At 39.5% G+C, this 17,065-nt stretch carries 18 protein-coding genes and 1 pseudogene; 17 read left to right on the forward strand and 2 right to left on the reverse strand.

The window, feature by feature from the left end:
• Nucleotides 1–798: 798 nt before the first annotated feature.
• Together NSQ94_RS07445 and NSQ94_RS07450 are read left to right on the forward strand one after the other, a co-directional pair.
• Complete coding sequence (locus NSQ94_RS07445) at nt 799–2,259, forward strand: alanine/glycine:cation symporter family protein (protein ID WP_339230471.1); 1,461 nt, start codon at nt 799–801, stop codon at nt 2,257–2,259.
• 141 nt (nt 2,260–2,400) lie between these two features.
• Nucleotides 2,401–2,524 (forward strand): annotated as a pseudogene (locus NSQ94_RS07450) (IS200/IS605 family transposase); the annotation flags it as partial.
• 125 nt (nt 2,525–2,649) lie between these two features.
• On the opposite strand, the gene NSQ94_RS07455 reads toward NSQ94_RS07450, so the two are convergent.
• A complete protein-coding gene (locus NSQ94_RS07455; RefSeq protein WP_339230473.1) occupies nt 2,650–2,850 on the reverse strand; it encodes a hypothetical protein in 201 nt (66 codons plus the stop codon).
• A gap of 729 nt (nt 2,851–3,579) precedes the next feature.
• Here NSQ94_RS07455 and NSQ94_RS07460 point away from each other — a divergent pair.
• Both NSQ94_RS07460 and ypjB read left to right on the forward strand, forming a co-directional pair.
• Nucleotides 3,580–4,179, forward strand: a complete 600-nt coding sequence (locus NSQ94_RS07460; RefSeq protein WP_066251898.1) for a DUF1405 domain-containing protein — start codon at nt 3,580–3,582, stop codon at nt 4,177–4,179.
• A 64-nt stretch (nt 4,180–4,243) separates the two neighbouring features.
• Nucleotides 4,244–5,023, forward strand: coding sequence for a sporulation protein YpjB (gene ypjB, locus NSQ94_RS07465; RefSeq protein ID WP_063388562.1), 780 nt, complete (start codon nt 4,244–4,246; stop codon nt 5,021–5,023).
• Between the two features lie 209 nt (nt 5,024–5,232).
• Here ypjB and NSQ94_RS07470 read toward each other — a convergent pair whose 3' ends face one another.
• Entirely contained in the window at nt 5,233–6,102 is an 870-nt protein-coding gene (locus NSQ94_RS07470) for a YitT family protein (protein WP_094246122.1), read from the reverse strand.
• Between the two features lie 141 nt (nt 6,103–6,243).
• On the opposite strand from NSQ94_RS07470, the gene NSQ94_RS07475 reads away from it, so the two are divergent.
• The 13 genes from NSQ94_RS07475 to asnS all read left to right on the forward strand — a co-directional run bounded on the left by NSQ94_RS07475 (nt 6,244) and on the right by asnS (nt 17,035).
• Nucleotides 6,244–6,567 (forward strand): nucleotide pyrophosphohydrolase, encoded by a 324-nt coding sequence (locus NSQ94_RS07475; protein ID WP_063388560.1) that lies wholly within the window; start codon nt 6,244–6,246, stop codon nt 6,565–6,567.
• Nucleotides 6,568–6,582: 15 nt separating this feature from the next.
• Entirely contained in the window at nt 6,583–7,362 is a 780-nt protein-coding gene (dapB, locus tag NSQ94_RS07480; RefSeq protein ID WP_094246121.1) for a 4-hydroxy-tetrahydrodipicolinate reductase, read from the forward strand.
• Between the two features lie 11 nt (nt 7,363–7,373).
• Nucleotides 7,374–7,778 carry a methylglyoxal synthase gene (gene mgsA, locus NSQ94_RS07485; protein WP_327863927.1) on the forward strand — a complete coding sequence of 135 codons (405 nt, stop codon included), beginning with the start codon at nt 7,374–7,376 and terminating at the stop codon, nt 7,776–7,778.
• Nucleotides 7,779–7,822: 44 nt separating this feature from the next.
• The gene (gene bshA, locus NSQ94_RS07490) at nt 7,823–8,965 is read left to right on the forward strand and encodes an N-acetyl-alpha-D-glucosaminyl L-malate synthase BshA (RefSeq protein ID WP_063388557.1); all 1,143 of its coding nucleotides are present in this window, start codon (nt 7,823–7,825) and stop codon (nt 8,963–8,965) included.
• Nucleotides 8,962–10,173, forward strand: coding sequence for a CCA tRNA nucleotidyltransferase (locus NSQ94_RS07495; RefSeq protein ID WP_066251893.1), 1,212 nt, complete (start codon nt 8,962–8,964; stop codon nt 10,171–10,173). Before bshA ends, NSQ94_RS07495 begins: the two co-directional genes overlap by 4 nt.
• On the forward strand, nt 10,143–11,123 hold the full coding sequence (locus NSQ94_RS07500) for a biotin--[acetyl-CoA-carboxylase] ligase (protein WP_117016804.1): 981 nt from the start codon (nt 10,143–10,145) through the stop codon (nt 11,121–11,123). The genes NSQ94_RS07495 and NSQ94_RS07500 overlap by 31 nt, the downstream gene beginning before the upstream one ends.
• Nucleotides 11,124–11,370: 247 nt before the next feature.
• Nucleotides 11,371–12,204, forward strand: a complete 834-nt coding sequence (panB, locus tag NSQ94_RS07505) for a 3-methyl-2-oxobutanoate hydroxymethyltransferase (RefSeq protein ID WP_066251892.1) — start codon at nt 11,371–11,373, stop codon at nt 12,202–12,204.
• On the forward strand, nt 12,201–13,049 hold the full coding sequence (gene panC / locus NSQ94_RS07510; RefSeq protein WP_063388553.1) for a pantoate--beta-alanine ligase: 849 nt from the start codon (nt 12,201–12,203) through the stop codon (nt 13,047–13,049). The genes panB and panC overlap by 4 nt, the downstream gene beginning before the upstream one ends.
• A 16-nt stretch (nt 13,050–13,065) precedes the next feature.
• A complete protein-coding gene (gene panD, locus NSQ94_RS07515; protein ID WP_063388552.1) occupies nt 13,066–13,449 on the forward strand; it encodes an aspartate 1-decarboxylase in 384 nt (127 codons plus the stop codon).
• 278 nt (nt 13,450–13,727) lie between these two features.
• Entirely contained in the window at nt 13,728–13,898 is a 171-nt protein-coding gene (locus NSQ94_RS07520) for a YpmA family protein (protein WP_065095534.1), read from the forward strand.
• Between the two features lie 12 nt (nt 13,899–13,910).
• On the forward strand, nt 13,911–14,414 hold the full coding sequence (locus NSQ94_RS07525; RefSeq protein WP_063388550.1) for a DUF5590 domain-containing protein: 504 nt from the start codon (nt 13,911–13,913) through the stop codon (nt 14,412–14,414).
• Nucleotides 14,415–14,432: 18 nt separating this feature from the next.
• Nucleotides 14,433–15,617, forward strand: coding sequence for a pyridoxal phosphate-dependent aminotransferase (locus NSQ94_RS07530; RefSeq protein ID WP_063388549.1), 1,185 nt, complete (start codon nt 14,433–14,435; stop codon nt 15,615–15,617).
• 125 nt (nt 15,618–15,742) lie between these two features.
• Complete coding sequence (asnS, locus tag NSQ94_RS07535; protein ID WP_094246522.1) at nt 15,743–17,035, forward strand: asparagine--tRNA ligase; 1,293 nt, start codon at nt 15,743–15,745, stop codon at nt 17,033–17,035.
• Nucleotides 17,036–17,065 lie beyond the last annotated feature (30 nt).

Consider the following 17,065-nt stretch of genomic DNA (forward strand, 5'->3'; position numbering starts at 1 on the left):
AGCTTTTTTATTGTCTTATCTCCATTGACTGTGAAACAACTCTAACAATTAAGTTAGCAAGATTGATGCGATTGTATTTCCTTTTGTAGACTGGTAAATGGAAAAGTAGAGGCGGTCAATCGCCTTCGTTGACGGCTTTCTATCCATTCACTATTTTTTGACAAAATGATAAAGAAGGAGGGCTAGGACACCTGCTTATTATACGTTTCTCCTGTACACTCTAAACCAGCCACGTGTTCTAAATCGGTATCGGTTTCTATAGCCAGTATGCTAAGGCGTTTACTGTTTTGATTTTATGATTTGTGCCCTCTGCTCATGTGTAGGTATAGAGTGTCTGAAAGTATTCCATGATTAGTGTATTTGATAATTGAATTTTGAGCTGCTCCAATTGTATATTTCACGATAATCGACACAACGATATCGTTTCACATAAACAATTCAAAACAACGGTTTATTTCATACGGGTAACTCGTAGATTTTTCTTGTCCACCTGTTCTGAACATTTGTGGTGAAAAAGCCGTAAGAGGACAGCGTTCTTGCTAACCCCTTTTCTCTATATAAACATTATAATGTGTTTCAAACATATGTTAAGTAACGACTTAAAATTCTGGACATTCTAGTCACACAGAAAATATGTTCAACCTCCTGATAAATGGTTGCATAGCACTAACATTCATTTCAAATAATTCAAAAATATTTTCTTTTTTGTGTTATTTCACAAAAATTAATGAAGAATCTATTATAAATATAAATGCTGAGCTATAATTACTCATAACATTAAAATAAGGGGGAATTTTTTTGGATGGTTTTATTGAAACATTGAGTGGCTGGCTTTGGAGTACGCCGATGATCGTATTTTGTATTGGAGTCGGAGTGTTTTTTTCATTTATGACAAAATTTGCTCAAATACGATTGATCAAAGATATGGTTCAGCAAATGTTTAAAGGAAAAAGTTCCAAGTCGGGAATTTCTTCTTTTCAAGCATTGTCGATCGCATTATCGGGACGGGTCGGAACCGGGAATATTGCTGGTGTTGCTACTGCGATCGCATACGGTGGTCCCGGTTCAGTATTTTGGATGTGGCTAATTGCTTTTTTTGGTGCTGCTACGGCATATGTGGAATCGACACTTGGCCAAATTTATAAAGAAAAAGTGGATGGGCTATACTGCGGAGGACCGGCTTATTATATTGAAAAAGGGTTAAATCGACGTTGGGCCGGAATGGTTTTTGCTGTGGCTGCGATTGTAGCAATGAGTGTTTTAATGCCGGGTGTTCAATCAAATGCCATTTCTTCTGGATTTAAAAAAGCATTCTCCGTTGATCCGACCGTAACAGGAATCATCTTAGTTGTACTATTGGGAGTGATTATTCTTGGCGGAGTAAAAAGAATCGCCAACGTCGCTCAATTAGTAGTGCCTTTTATGGCAATCGGATATATACTTATTTCACTTATCATTATTATCATGAATATTGAAGCAGTTCCTGGTGTATTTAAACTAATTTTCTCTAGTGCGTTTGGTGCTAATCAATTATTCGGAGGGATTTTAGGAAGTGCGATTTCTTGGGGTGTAAAGCGTGGGATTTATTCAAATGAAGCTGGTCAAGGAACGGGGCCGCATGCTGCTAGTGCTGCCGAAGTTTCCCACCCGGCCAAACAGGGGCTCGTACAGTCATTTTCTATTTACATTGATACATTGCTTGTCTGTTCAGCAACAGCTTTTATGATTTTGTTTACAAATTCCTACAATGTGTATGAGCCTGATCAAAAATCATTGCTTGTAAACAATATTGGAGAAACTGTCGAAGTGGGTACTGCTTATACTCAAATTGCAGTTGATTCCCAACTACCTGGATTTGGATCCCCCTTTGTAGCAGTGGCATTATTCTTCTTTGCATTTACCACAATAATGGCATACTATTATATTGCCGAGGTAAATATTATATATTTGTTTAAGAAAAAAAGTAAGAATATACCGATTCTTGTCTTAAAGTTAATTTTTTTGGCTGCCGTCTTTTACGGAACGGTTCGGACATCTGATATCGCATGGACTTTGGGAGATGTCGGACTAGGATTGATGGTATGGGTGAACTTAATCGGTCTCGTATTATTATATAAACCGGCCATCAGGGCGTTAAAAGACTATGAAAATCAGAAAAAACAAGGTGTTGATCCGACTTATGATTCTACAAAACAGGGTGTAAAAAATGCCGAATTTTGGGCAGACGGGTATAAACATGAAAATGAAGAAAGATCCTAAAGATTGCGTACCAACAATAAGCCCCTTTTTTAACGTAAATTGGCGAGAAGTCGCTCACCTTTATAGGCTGTGTGATGAATCGCCCTTTCTTTTCACTTGTGTTATGATCAGTTTATCAAAGGAAATGATCTTAATATAACATTGGGATTAGATAGTAATAATCATTCAGTGTTTTTCAGCATCGTAGACAATGATAGATGACGAAATATCAGAGTATGCAAACAGTACATTTGTTAGCATCGCTGAATCATATCACATGACTCTTTAGTCTTCCCTCTCCCGACTGTTAAGAGCTTCGGTATTCCTATGCGAAATTGTGGTAAACTCATTCTAGCCGGACGATCTTTGTTTCGATTCACCTCCAGGTCTGTTGATTGGCAAAATCTTTTATCAACCTGAGAATTCCTCGACAGCTGTACCGTACATCGCTGCACAACGGAAGAATTCTAAGTGAAACCGAGCAGTGCTGTATGCTCGATGAACGGGTTCACAGTAATCTTGTTTAAACCGCTCATAGCGGTTGTTGGAAAACAGTTTGATGAGAAAGTCAAGTTCATTCGCCTCAAAATCGAAAGTCGCAATCCAGTCCATGGCAAACCTGCACTTAGCTTCTTTGATGTAATTTCCCATGGAACATCGTTTGTTGTAAAAACGCCACAAATTGAGCGCTTCCTACTCGAGGTTGGTGACGATTGGTGTGTATCGAAATCCGTATCAAAGATTAGATTTAGAGCATCTGGCCGTCATCCACCACCTGTGTTTGGCATTATGATCTCAACACGATGAGGGTTCTTCCAGAAGATCGCTTGGTAGGTGACCGTCATGCCTTCTTCATCATCGACGTACCATTTCCAGTAACGACAGGCGGCATCTTCCGCAGCGAGACGTTTCGTTGATGCTGGCAAGTCCTGTAGCGCTTTCTCAGGCTTGATTTTTCGAGGTGCTTGAGGAATATTTGAATCTGCCGAAGTTGGTTGCATTTTGCGATGTACATTCGGTCTTGATTTTGTGGATAGGTGTGGTAGACTTCACCTTAAAGGTGCTCCTTTTTTGGTAGGTCATGTTCTTATCAAACAAAATTCTACCAAAGATGAGGAGCGCTTTCCTTATTTACAGAGAATGTTACTCTTGATAATCAGGATGAATATTGTTGCTGTGGAAGGCGATAAACTTATTTTTAAAATGCCTTCCTACCATTTAGTTTTTCAAAATATAAGGAACATTCCTGCAATGAAAAAAGAGTGTTTTCTTGGCATACATAGTACAGGGTGTCTCATGATCCATGACCCTGAATTCAATAAAACCAAGGAGTGAACTTGGATGGGTTGGTTATTTTTTGTATTAAGGCAGCGATCATTTTTATATTTGATGCTTTTAATCAATACAGCAGGAACAATTTATGGTTATATTTGGTATAAACAGCAGCTTTCCGAAACACCGCCACAGTTTATTGCGTTTGTTCCTGACAGTCCAACCGCTAGTTTGTTCTTTGTTTTCGTTTTGATTGGGTTTCTTGTTGGGAAGCATTTTAAATTGTTTGAAGCACTAGCGATGATTACGCTATTTAAATATGGAATTTGGGCGGTTGCCATGAACCTGTTTGTATATTTGGAAACGGGTGTTTTATCCATTTACGGAATGATGCTCATTTTGTCCCATTTAGGAATGGCAATAGAAGGGCTGTTGTATGCACCGTATTATCGGTTTGAAATGAAGCACTTGATGCTGGCCTCCATATGGACGCTTCACAATGAAATTATTGATTACGTTTTTGATATGATGCCTCAATATAGCGTTTTAAATCAATATTCTGCGCTAATCGGTTACTTTACGTTTTGGCTGAGTATTATTTCCATTGCGATCGCTTATTTTTTTGTTATAAAAAATCAAACATACAAATTTGAATTGAAAGAATTGTAAGAAACATGGTCTACTCTTGTCCACTCTTGAATAACTATTACTAGTAGTTATAGGGGGGACAAGAATGAAAAAATGGATCAGTACGTTGATTGTTCTCTTGCTTTTTTTCCTGCTTCAAATACCGATCAATGCAAAAGAAAAAAACAATTGGGAAACATTGGATGTCATGACGAATTATGCGTGGCAGCTTTCAAAGCAAAAAAAGTTTGATGAAGCGAAGCAGCTGTTATTATTTCTTGAAAACGAATTTAAAGAAAATAATGTTGAAAACCGCTTATCAATAAATGAGCTTCGGGTCATTTCTGCTTCTTACGAAAAAGCGTTGGATGCCGTTGAGAACGATGGAATGAGCTATGAAGATCGGATCGACAAAGTCACTCAATTCCGGCTTGTTGTTGATGCAATTCTGTCTGAACACCAGCCGCTCTGGAGCACAATGGAAGAACCGATCATGACGACATTTGCAGAATTAAAAACGGAAATGGAAAAAGAGGATTGGGCGGCTTTTCAGCATGAGTGGAATCGTTTTTTGTCACTGTACTCCGTTATTTATCCAAGCCTTACCGTTGATGTTGACAGCAAAAACATTGATAAGATTGAAACACATATTTCAGCAGTAAACGACAAAATGTTTTTTGAAATTTCGAAAAAGACAAGACAGAAGCATATGATGGAAATCGAAAAAGACTTAAAAAACATTTTTGATCGCGTCAAAAACGACGAAGCAGATCCATCGCTGTTATGGGTGATGTTTTCAACGGGCAGCGTCATTTTTATTGCACTAGCTTATACAGGATGGAAAAAATACAAAGGAGAAAAAACAGATAAAAGAAAAGAGAACTAGAGTGCGGGGCTGTCTAATAAGTCGTTTTTTGGCTTATTGACAGCCCCCTTTTATGTTTTTTAGAAACGTTGATATATCGATGTTTATGATTTTTTGTTTTCAAAAGGGATTTGACTTTCTGGACAGCCCCTGTCAGTGCTTAAACAGGTTTTTGTTTTCATGAAGGGTAAATCCTTCTTGAGCAAACATCGTTGACGACAAGAAACGCGTTAGTGCTCAATCGGATTTTTATTTTCATCAAGGGTAAAGCCCTCACCGAGTACATCATGAACGTCGCTGACGACAACAAACGCATGAGGGTCGACAGCTGTAATAACTTGTTTCAGCTTGACAAATTCATTTTTGGCAACGACGCAATATAAAATATTCCGATTCTGTTTTGTAAACGAACCTTGTCCTTTTAAAATGGTCACTCCGCGATCCATATCCTTCATGATTTTTTCGGCAATTTCCTCATGTTTCTCCGATATGATGGTCGCTGCTTTTGCTCTATAGGCACCTTCCTGAATAAAATCAATGACTCTTGTTCCGATAAAAACAGCCACTAATGTGTACATGGCTTCGCGATAGGATAAATAAAAAATGGACGATAAAGTGATCACGCACGCGTCAAATAAAAACATTGTTTTTCCCATGCTGATGCCGAAAAATTTATAAACAAGACGAGCAATGATATCAACTCCACCTGTTGTTCCGCCATAGCGAAAAATAATCCCTAGTCCAACGCCGATGAAAACTCCTGCAAACAGAGCCGCCAATGTTAAATCTTCATGTAGAGGAATATGAAATGGATGCAGCTGAAAAATCCATAAAAAGAACGAAACCGAAATCGTTCCAATTAATGTATACAAAAAAGTCGTCTTCCCTAAAAGCTTCCATCCAATAAAAAAAATGGGTACATTCAATACAAGATTGGAAATAGAGGGGTTGATTTGAAACAAAAAAAATAAAAGGAGCGTAATACCAGTAAAACCGCCTTCAGCTAAATTGTTTTGCATATTAAAATGAACGAGTCCAAACGAGAAAATAGCGGATCCGAGCAATATAAAAAAGAGGTTTTTCAATTTAAATGGCAACAAACTCCCACCTCCTATTTTTTTCGATGTTTTTAATTATAATGGATCAGATTGTATGTTACAATTCAATCGACATTTCTTTTCATTGTCAAATGGTAAGGAATTAGCTAACATGAAAGAGAAGACAAATGAGGTGGTTGCCTAATGGAACGTAAAACAATTAAAGACCTGCAAAAAGAAGTAGATGATTACATATCCCAATTTAAGGAAGGCTATTTCAGCCCGCTGGCGATGCTTGCGCGATTAACAGAAGAGCTTGGTGAGCTTGCAAGAGAAATTAATCATTACTATGGGGAAAAGCCAAAAAAAGAAACGGAGAAAGAGAAAGAAATTGAAGAGGAAATTGGCGATTTATTGTTTGTCATCATTTGCTTGGCCAATTCTTTAAACATTGATCTTGAGAAGGCGCACGATCGCGTCATGCATAAATTTCAAACTAGAGATCGAAACAGATGGACAAAAAAATAGAAAGGTGATGGAATAATGGAACAAATTAAGATCGTCATTGCCGGTCCAAGAGGACGCATGGGGCAAGAGGCAGTAAAACTGGTAAATGAAACAGAGCATTTTACACTTTCAGCTGTAATAGACAAAATAAATGATGGCGAATGGTTTCAAGATCAAGTCCGCACCTATACAAACCCTGAACAATGCTTTGCAGAAACATCGCCAGACGTGTTGATTGATTTGACAACACCAGAGGTTGGAAAAATACATACAAAGCTTGCGCTGGAGCACGGCGTACGCCCTGTAGTAGGAACTACCGGCTTTCAGGAAGAAGACTTGCAGGAATTGAGAAAATTAGCGGAAGAAAAAGGAATCGGGGCAATTATCGCGCCAAATTTTGCGATTGGAGCTGTACTGATGATGAAATTTGCAAAAATGGCGGCCAGATATTTCCCTGATGTTGAGATCATCGAAATGCATCATGATAAAAAGCTTGATGCACCTTCTGGAACTGGAATCAAAACGGCTGAAATGATTTATGAAGTTCGCGGAAATAAAAAGCAAGGACATCCGGAGGAAAAGGAAACGATCAAAGGAGCAAGAGGCGGCGAATGGAATGGCATTCATATCCACAGCGTTCGTCTTCCAGGGTTAGTGGCTCATCAAGAGGTTTTGTTTGGCGGTGACGGTCAAACGCTGAAAATTCGCCATGATTCCTATAATCGTGCGTCTTTTATGTCAGGAGTAAAGCTTTCCGTTGAAACCGTGATGAAGATCGATACGCTCGTTTACGGGTTGGAAAACATTATTGAATGAGGGGGAAATATATGAAGATTGCACTCATTGCTCACGATAAGAAAAAGGACGATATGGTTCAATTCACCATTGCTTATAAACATATATTAGAAAAGCATGAATTATTTGCAACAGGCACAACAGGCTTAAGAATACAGGAAGCAACTGGACTGAAAATTCACCGCTTCCAATCCGGTCCGCTTGGAGGCGACCAAGAAATTGGTGCATTAGTCGCGAAAAACGAAATGGATGCCGTCTTCTTTTTTCGCGACCCGCTGACTGCCCAGCCTCATGAACCGGACGTTTCTGCCCTTATCCGTCTATGCGATGTGTATGCAATCCCCCTGGCAACCAATATGGGCACTGCGGAAATATTAGTAAAGGGGCTTGAACGGGGAGATTTTACATGGAGAAACATCATCCACGAGAAAAATTGAGCAGAAATCATAGTTTTGAAAATATCCTTTCCTGGTGATAATGAATGAAAAAATTGAAAATTGGCATTACTTGCTACCCGTCTGTTGGAGGATCAGGCGTGGTGGCGACAGAGCTTGGAAAATTGCTTGCAGAAAGAGGGCATGAAATTCACTTTATTTCCTCCAGCATGCCATTCAGGCTGAATAAGGTTTATCACAACATTTATTTTCATGAAGTGGAAGTAAATCAATACTCTGTTTTTAAATATCCTCCATATGATCTCGCTTTATCCAGCAAAATTGCCGAAGTCATTGAGAGGGAAAATTTAGATATTTTGCACGTTCATTATGCTGTGCCTCATGCGATTTGCGCTTTTTTGGCTAAACAAATGGTTGGGGGAAAAATAAAAATCGTCACAACTCTTCATGGTACTGATATTACTGTGCTAGGATATGATCCGACGCTCTCCATAGCGATCAAATTTGGGATTGAAGCTTCGGACCGCGTTACAGCCGTATCAAAGGCGCTCGTTGAACAAACATATGATTTATTGGAGCCTAAAAAAGAAATTGAAACGGTTTACAATTTTATTGATGAACGAATTTATCATAAAAAACATTTGCCTTCATTAAAAAGAGAGTACGGGATTCAAGATGATGAAAAAGTGCTTATACACGTATCAAATTTTCGGCAAGTGAAGCGAGTTCCTGATGTCGTCAAAGCATTTGCCCTCATCCGACAGGAAGTCCCATCGAAGCTGTTGCTGGTCGGCGACGGACCGGAAGTGTCGATTGTCATGAAATTAGTGAAACAGCTGCAATTGGAAGATCATGTGCTGTTTTTGGGGAAGCAAGAAAACTTAGATCAATTGTATTCCATCAGTGATTTAAAATTGCTGCTGTCAGAAAAAGAAAGCTTTGGATTAGTTTTATTGGAAGCGATGGCTTGCGGAGTTCCCTGTATTGGAACGAGGATCGGCGGCATACCGGAAGTAATTGAAGATCATAAAACAGGCTATATTGTTGAGCTTGGCGATATTGAGGATACCGCCGAAAAATCGATTCGCTTATTGGAAGATCAAACACTTCATCAAAAAATGTCAGAAAATGCGATACTGCTTGTCAGAGAAAAATTTCATTCTGAAAAAATTGTGTCAACATATGAGCAAATTTATTTTGAATTACTATCTGAAGGAGTTCCAACATGAAAGCGGAATTTGTGGAGGCAATACCGATTATAGAACAATTAAATGAGCATGGCCATGAAGCGTATTTTGTCGGCGGTTCTGTTCGTGATTTATTGCTGAATCGGAAGATCGGGGATATCGACATTGCCACATCAGCAAAGCCTGATGAGATTCAAAAAATTTTTCCGAAAACAATTGATGTTGGGGTGCAGCATGGTACAGTCATTGTTCTTCATAATGGAAAGCCGTATGAAGTGACGACTTTTCGGACGGAAGGGGAATACGAAGAGTATCGAAGACCTAAATATGTCCGTTTTGTCAGCTCGCTGCAAGAAGATTTAAAGCGGCGCGATTTTACAATTAATGCTTTGGCGATGGACAAAAACGGGCGCATTTTAGATTATGTCAATGGCATGGAAGATTTAGAAAACCGCATGATTCGTACAGTGGGAGATCCGTATGAACGCTTTTCCGAAGATGCGTTAAGAATGCTGCGCGCTTTAAGATTTGTCAGCCAATTGTCCTTTCGGCTTGAAGAAAAAACTTTGCAAGCCATAACCGTTTGGCATAAGCTTCTTCAGAACATATCGATCGAGCGAATAACTGCTGAATTTGAAAAGCTTCTGGCTGGAGCTTCCGCAAATGATGCGATACAACTATTAACTCTTACGAATGTTTATCAACATATGCCTGGATTAAAACAAAAGAAAGAACAGTTGCACAAGCTGCTCAGCTATCCAATGCATAATTTGTGTGAGCGGGAAGAATACTGGACTGTTTTGTTATTCGTTTTAGAAACGGATGATGGTGAATCATTTATGCGGAATTGGAAGCTTCCTAGAAGGGTGATCAAAAAAGTATGCAGACATCTTGAGTTGCTCAATTGTCTCTTCGAGAAAGACTGGACAGCCTTTCTTTTATATAAGACAGGGCTTGAGGATGCTCTTCAGCTGGAAAGAATAAGGCAGGTGCTGCAAAAAGAAAAAAACGAAGAAGCCATTCAGAAACTGCAAAAGTCTTACGAACAGCTTCCAATCCATTCTAGAAAAGAATTGGCCGTAACGGGGAATGACATTTTAAACATCGTGCCGAAAAAGCCGGGCAAATGGGTGGAGGAATATTTAACGCTGGTTGAACAACAGGTTGTCAATGGATTGATTGAAAATAATAGCGGCGAAATAAAGGAGTGGTTAAAAAATTGCAATCAGAAATTAGGCGAAAGCTGTTAGCAGCTTTTTCTGAAGCTGATGGAGGATATGTTTCAGGCCAAAAAATCAGCGAATTGCTCGGTTGTTCAAGAACGGCAGTATGGAAGCATATTGAGGAATTGAGGAAGGAAGGATTTGTCCTCGAGGCGGTGCGAAGAAAGGGGTACAGAATAGTCAAGACGCCGGAAAAAATTACAGCCAACGAAATACAATTAGGTCTGCAAACGGATTTTATAGGACAAAACATTGTATATTACGATACGGTTGATTCTACTCAAAAAATTGCCCATGAATTGTCGCAGAAAGGTGTTGAGGAGGGAACGCTCGTAGTTGCGGATGAACAGACAGGCGGAAGAGGGAGAATGGCTAGAGTATGGTATTCGCCAAAAGGTACAGGGATTTGGATGAGCATCATTTTGCGGCCGAACATACCTTTACAGAAAACTCCTCAGCTTACTTTATTGACAGCCGTTGCTCTCGTAGAAGGGATTGAAGAGGCAACAGGGCTTTCTCCGACCATTAAATGGCCCAATGACATTTTGATTAATGGAAAAAAAGCAGTCGGAATTTTAACAGAGCTTGAGGCGGAAGCTGATCAAGTGCATTCGGTGATCATCGGCATCGGTATTAATGTAAATCAGCAAATTGATGAATTTCCTGAAGCGATTCGCAATACCGCCACCTCCATAGCGATTGAAAAGGGAGAGAAAATTCATCGCGCCCTTATCATTCAAAAGTTTCTCGAACGTTTTGAAAAATGGTATACTACATATTTAGAGCATGGATTTAAACCGATTAAACTTTTATGGGAAAGCTATTCCATTAGTTTAAACAAAACGATCCATGCCCGGACATTATCCGGAACAGTTGTCGGCAAGGCTCTTGGCATTAATGAAGAAGGGGCGCTTCTCATTGAAACTTCTGAAGGAAAAATAGAAAAAGTGTATTCAGCAGATATTGATATCAAATAAATATATTTTACAATGAAATTTTGTTATACTTAACGAAAGGGCAGTATCCTGTTTGGAACTGCACCAAAAAAGTTTCATGTTGTCATTATTAAAAGATTGATTCTGCCTTGATCCAAAAGGACTGGGACAGAGGGATGAAGAAGCCGATAATAAGGAAATGGTAAAAATCCTTCTTTCTCAGTGAAAGAAGGTTTTTTTTAATCGGTTCGTTCTTACCCTCTGCAACTACAAAAGAGGGGGAGTTTTTATGAAAACAAAGCTGGATTTTATTCAAATGAAACAAAAGCAAGAGCCAATCGTGATGATGACGGCATACGATTATCCGTCCGCTAAGCTTGCTGAACAGGCAAATGTTGATATGATCCTTGTCGGCGATTCGCTTGGAATGGTCGTTTTAGGGTATGATTCAACCGTACCTGTAACGGTGGAAGATATGATTCATCATACGAAGGCTGTAAAACGTGGAGCAAAAAATACATTTGTTGTGACGGATATGCCCTTTATGTCGTATCATATTTCGACAGAAGACACGCTGCAAAATGCAAAGAAAATGGTGCAGCAAAGCGGGGCAGATGCCTTAAAGGTGGAAGGGCCTGTTTTTGACGTCATATCTCTGTTAACAAATGCCGGCATTCCTGTTGTTGCCCACCTCGGACTGACTCCTCAGTCAGTAGGTGTATTAGGCGGATATAAAGTACAAGGAAAAGAAGCGAAAAGTGCAGAAAAGCTGCTGCTAGATGCGAAAAAATGCGAACAGGCTGGCGCGATTGCCATTGTATTGGAATGCATCCCGTTTCAGCTGGCGGAAAAAATAACAAACGAGCTGTCCATTCCAACCATCGGCATCGGCGCAGGAAAATATACAGATGGACAAGTGTTAGTGTTTCATGATTTGATTGGATTTGGAGTGGAAAGAGTGCCGAAGTTTGTTAAACAATATGCAAATGTAAATGAAAGCATTGTAAAAGCGATTGAAGCTTATAAAGATGAAGTGAAAAATCGGGACTTTCCATCGTTGGATCATTCGTTCCGCATGAATGAAGAGGAACTTGCAAGCTTATATGGAGGAAAAGGAAAATGAAAATCGTCACTACAATAGAGGAAATAAAAAAAGAAATCGATCTCAAGAAAAAAGAAGGAAAAACGATAGGGTTCGTGCCAACGATGGGATATTTGCATGAAGGTCATTTATCATTGGTTGAACGGGCCAAACAGGAAAACGACGTAACGGTGATGAGCGTTTTTGTGAATCCGCTTCAATTTGGACCGAATGAAGACTATCAAACATACCCTCGCGATATCAAACGCGACGAAGAGCTGGCAAGACAAAAAGGGGTTGACCTTTTTTTCGCGCCGACAAAAGAAGAAATGTATCCGGAAGAACCTGCCGTCACAGTAAAAGTGACGAAGCGCGTTGACGTTTTGTGCGGAAAATCAAGACCGGGACATTTTGACGGAGTGGCAACGGTTTTAACAAAGCTGTTTCACATCATAACTCCAGACAGAGCCTATTTCGGATTGAAGGATGCCCAGCAAGTTGCCGTTGTTACAGCACTTATAAAAGATCTTAATTTCCCAATTGAAATTGTTCCGGTGGAAACGGTTCGTGAAGAGGACGGATTGGCCAAAAGCTCTCGAAACGTACGGTTAGACGAACAGGAACGAAAAGAAGCCGTTCATTTATATCAATCGTTATTAATGGCAAAAGAAATGGTTGAGAACAAAGTGCATGATCAAGAAGCCATCATCGAAAAAATGAGAGCGTATATAACGGAAAAGACGAGCGGAGAAATTGATTATATAGATATTTTGACTTATCCTGACTTAAAAAAACCAAACGCACTTACGGGAAAAATTATCGTTGCGATTGCTGTAAAATTTAAGCATGCTAGGCTGATCGATAATATTATTATCGATTTGACCTAAAGGGGGGGGTTCATACATGTTTCGTATGATGATGAACGGAAAAATTCATCGTGCAAGGGTGACGGAAGCAAATTTGAACTATGTCGGTTCCGTTACGATCGACCAGGATATTTTAGATGCCGTTGGGATTGTCCCGAATGAAAAAGTGCAAATCGTGAATAATAATAATGGCGAACGCTTTGAAACGTATGTGATTCCTGGAAAAAGAGGAAGCGGTGTCATTTGTTTAAACGGTGCGGCTGCCCGGCTTGTTCAGGTCGGTGATGTGGTCATTATCATTTCCTATAAGCTTGTGCATGAAGATCAATTAAAAAACCACCGTCCAACGATAGCCATCATGAATGAAAACAATGAAATCATCGAGTTAATTAAAGAGGAACCGGCGAACACGATTATGTGATAAACAAGGGTCAGGCTCTTAAGCTTTCGATAGGGCTTGACCTATTTTCTGTTGCGGACGTAATTGGCCATAACTTTTCTGTACATATAGAAAAAAGAGGAGCGGCGATGACTCCTCAAAAAATTAGGTGTGGACTAGGAGAAATTTTATTTAGTGTGAGCCGTAAAGCTGTTATAATGGGTACAGATAACAACATATTGCTGTTGTATCTGTATTGTTTCCTGGATGCTTTGTAAGTATGAATTACAAATTTTGTTTTTGTAAAGGAGGAAGCTGACATGGAAAGCAAAATCGAAATTATATCTTCCGTTACGGTTGAGCATTCCGACGATTTGTATAAAATAGTTGATTTGCTAAATCGGACATTAAAAAGAGAACATTTATTATTCGGATTAGCCCTTGACAGCAAAGATCCAAATAAAGCGGTTTTTACTATTTATAGAACATAATCGGTGATCATAATGAAAGGAAAAATTTTTATTTCTTTTATATGCGCTCTTATCTTTTTAGTGGTGACGTTTGCTTTTCTTTATAATAGTGCAAAAGAAGATAAAACAAAAGGACACGAAACAGCTATACAAGCTGCGAAGGAGCATGGCTTTGCATCGATCGATGAAGTCAACACATTTTATAATCGAAATGTTTACTATATCATTCAAGGGAAAAATAAAAAAGGCGAAAAAATTATCGGCTGGATGAAAAAGGGGAACACGGATAAAATTTTAATTAAAAAAGCGAAGGAAGGCTTGAGCAAAGACGACGTACTTCAATTGATTCAAAACATTGACAACAGCAAGCCGAAGAAAATAAAGAAAATCATGCTTGGGTATGATGATACAGATTCGAAAAAATGGGATATACCGGTTTGGGAGGTCCAATATATTGACCAACAAAACCGTTATACATATTTTATTGTTAGCTTTACGGATGACAGAGTTTATAAAATGTACAGCATTAAGCAATAAGAAGGGAGCATTGTAAAAGTGAATTTATCTAAACGCGTATCAACTTTAACACCTTCATCTACACTGGCGATCACTGCAAAAGCAAAAGAATTGAAAGCAGCCGGGCATGATGTGATTGGCCTTGGGGCAGGCGAGCCGGATTTTAACACTCCTGATCATATTTTAGACGCTGCAGAAAAAGCGATGAAAGAAGGGCATACGAAGTATACGCCTTCTGGAGGACTTATATCATTGAAAGAGGCAATTATAGAAAAATTTAAAAAAGACCAGCATTTAGAATATAAACCGTCTGAAATTATTGTTTCAACAGGCGCTAAACACGCTTTATATACATTGTTTCAAGCTATTCTTGACGATGGTGATGAAGTGATCATTCCTTCTCCATACTGGGTAAGCTATCCGGAACAAGTGAAGCTTGCAGGCGGAGCTCCAGTATTTGTAGAGGGAAGGGAAGAAAATCAATTTAAAATTACGCCTGATCAGCTGCAGCAAGCGATCACAAACAAAACAAAAGCGGTTATTATCAATTCTCCGAGCAACCCGACCGGCATGATCTATACGCGGGATGAGTTAAAAGAATTGGCGGAGGTTTGCCTTAGCCATGATCTTATTATCGTTTCCGATGAAATTTATGAAAAATTAGTATACGGAGAAAATGAACATGTGTCCATCGCTCAAATTTCTCCTGAAGTAAAAGAAAAAACAATTATTATTAATGGTGTATCGAAATCCCATTCAATGACAGGATGGAGAATTGGTTATGCGGCGGGCAATGAGCGCATTATTCAAGCTATGACGAACCTAGCGAGCCACAGCACTTCAAATCCGACTTCAATTGCTCAATATGCTGCGATCGCGGCGTATGAGGGACCTCAAGAACCGGTCGAAATAATGAGAAGAGCTTTTGAAGACCGTTTAAATATCATTTACGAAAAACTTGTGCAAATACCTGGTTTCTCGTGCATTAAACCGCAAGGAGCATTTTATTTATTTCCAAATGCAAAAGAAGCAGCAGAGATAACAGGTTTTCGTAATGTTGACGAATTTGTCGAGGCGCTCTTGGAAGAGGAAAAGGTAGCGCTAGTACCAGGAAGCGGCTTCGGTGCTCCAGATAATGTAAGATTATCGTATGCGACATCGCTAGAACTTTTAAATAAAGCGATTGAACGTATTGATCGCTTTGTCAATAATCATAAACAGTAAAGATTGTCAATAGCCGGTGGTTCTGCCGGCTTTTTCGCTGGTTTCCTTTATTGAAAAAAAAGGAATAACATATGTATAATAGAAAGCATCGAATAAAAAGGCGGTTTCATATGGAGGGTAAAGCTGTGAAAACAACGATTTCAAATGTTAAAAACCATGTCGGAGAACAAGTAACAATCGGCTGCTGGTTGGCGAATAAGCGATCAAGCGGAAAAATTGCTTTTTTGCAGCTTCGGGATGGAACAGGCTTTATTCAAGGGGTTGTTGAAAAATCGAAGGTGGATGAAGAAATATTTAAAAAAGCAAAACAACTCACACAAGAAAGCTCTTTGTATGTCACAGGAGTTGTGAGAGTGGATGAACGTTCACCTTTTGGATATGAGCTTGGCGTTGAAAATATAGAAATTATTCATGAAGCAAGCGATTATCCGATTACGCCAAAAGAACACGGTACTGAATTTTTAATGGACAATCGCCACCTTTGGCTTCGATCAAAGCGCCAGCACGCCATTATGAAAGTGCGCAACGAACTCATCCGTTCCACTTATGAATTTTTTAATGATCAAGGGTTTGTCAAAGTGGATCCCCCTATTTTGACCGGAAGTGCGCCTGAAGGAACGACGGAATTGTTTCATACGAAATATTTTGATGAAGATGCTTACCTTTCGCAGAGTGGTCAGCTGTATATGGAAGCAGCTGCTATGGCCTTAGGCAAAGTATTTTCATTCGGGCCGACATTCCGGGCTGAAAAATCGAAAACGCGCCGTCATTTAATTGAATTTTGGATGATTGAACCGGAAATGGCGTTTTATCAATTTGAAGACAATTTGCAGCTGCAGGAGCAGTACGTTTCCCATATTGTGCAATCGGTATTAAAAAATTGTTCACTTGAATTGAAAACATTAGAACGTGACATTTCCAAGCTGGAGCAGGTTGTTCCTCCGTTTTCGAAAATAACATACGACGACGCTATCGCGCTGCTGCATAAAAAAGGATTCAACGACATCGCATGGGGGGACGATTTTGGTTCGCCGCATGAAACAGCGATCGCGGAAAGCTTTGATAAACCAGTTTTCATTACACATTATCCGACAAGCTTAAAACCTTTTTATATGCAGCCTGATCCAAATCGACCAGAGGTTGTTCTGTGCGCGGATTTAATCGCTCCTGAAGGGTACGGAGAAATCATCGGCGGATCTGAACGCATCCATGATTATCATTTATTAAAAAAACGTCTTGAAGAGCATCATCTGGACGAAGCAGCTTATAAATGGTATCTTGAGCTGCGGCAATACGGATCCGTACCTCATTCCGGCTTCGGCCTTGGACTTGAACGAACTGTTGCTTGGATATGCGGTGTCGAACATGTTCGTGAAACGATTCCATTTCCGCGTTTATTAAATCGTTTATATCCGTAAACTGCATGAAGCCTCCTATCTTCAGGAGAT

The organism is Aeribacillus sp. FSL K6-2833, from assembly GCF_037965815.1.
Taxonomy (GTDB): Bacteria; Bacillota; Bacilli; order Bacillales; family Aeribacillaceae; genus Aeribacillus; species Aeribacillus composti.

Coding starts and splice junctions, on each gene's coding strand:
- NSQ94_RS07455 (WP_339230473.1), bottom strand. CDS start 2,850: ATGGACTGGATTGCGACTTTCGATTTTGAGGCGAATGAACTTGACTTT.
- NSQ94_RS07460 (WP_066251898.1), top strand. CDS start 3,580: ATGGGTTGGTTATTTTTTGTATTAAGGCAGCGATCATTTTTATATTTG.
- ypjB (WP_063388562.1), top strand. CDS start 4,244: ATGAAAAAATGGATCAGTACGTTGATTGTTCTCTTGCTTTTTTTCCTG.
- NSQ94_RS07475 (WP_063388560.1), top strand. CDS start 6,244: ATGGAACGTAAAACAATTAAAGACCTGCAAAAAGAAGTAGATGATTAC.
- dapB (WP_094246121.1), top strand. CDS start 6,583: ATGGAACAAATTAAGATCGTCATTGCCGGTCCAAGAGGACGCATGGGG.
- mgsA (WP_327863927.1), top strand. CDS start 7,374: ATGAAGATTGCACTCATTGCTCACGATAAGAAAAAGGACGATATGGTT.
- bshA (WP_063388557.1), top strand. CDS start 7,823: ATGAAAAAATTGAAAATTGGCATTACTTGCTACCCGTCTGTTGGAGGA.
- NSQ94_RS07495 (WP_066251893.1), top strand. CDS start 8,962: ATGAAAGCGGAATTTGTGGAGGCAATACCGATTATAGAACAATTAAAT.
- panB (WP_066251892.1), top strand. CDS start 11,371: ATGAAAACAAAGCTGGATTTTATTCAAATGAAACAAAAGCAAGAGCCA.
- panC (WP_063388553.1), top strand. CDS start 12,201: ATGAAAATCGTCACTACAATAGAGGAAATAAAAAAAGAAATCGATCTC.
- panD (WP_063388552.1), top strand. CDS start 13,066: ATGTTTCGTATGATGATGAACGGAAAAATTCATCGTGCAAGGGTGACG.
- NSQ94_RS07520 (WP_065095534.1), top strand. CDS start 13,728: ATGGAAAGCAAAATCGAAATTATATCTTCCGTTACGGTTGAGCATTCC.
- NSQ94_RS07525 (WP_063388550.1), top strand. CDS start 13,911: ATGAAAGGAAAAATTTTTATTTCTTTTATATGCGCTCTTATCTTTTTA.